The organism is Priestia aryabhattai (assembly GCF_023715685.1).
Classification (GTDB): Bacteria; Bacillota; Bacilli; order Bacillales; family Bacillaceae_H; genus Priestia; species Priestia aryabhattai_B.
The window spans coordinates 1-294 of sequence record NZ_JAMBOQ010000111.1; the positions used below are offsets into that span (position 1 = coordinate 1).

Below are 294 nucleotides of genomic sequence, written 5' to 3' on the forward strand. Positions count from 1 at the left end.
TGAAAGAGATCCTGAAACCGTGTGCCTACAAGTAGTCAGAGCCCGTTAACGGGTGATGGCGTGCCTTTTGTAGAATGAACCGGCGAGTTACGATCCCATGCAAGGTTAAGCTGATAAGGCGGAGCCGTAGCGAAAGCGAGTCTGAATAGGGCGTTTAGTATGTGGTTGTAGACCCGAAACCAGGTGATCTACCCATGTCCAGGGTGAAGTTCAGGTAACACTGAATGGAGGCCCGAACCCACGCACGTTGAAAAGTGCGGGGATGAGGTGTGGGTAGCGGAGAAATTCCAATCG

1 rRNA gene is annotated in these 294 nt (G+C 52.0%); it reads left to right on the forward strand.

Features of this window, described 5'->3' with window-relative positions:
- Positions 1 to 294, forward strand: a 23S ribosomal RNA gene (locus M3225_RS29250); the annotation flags it as partial.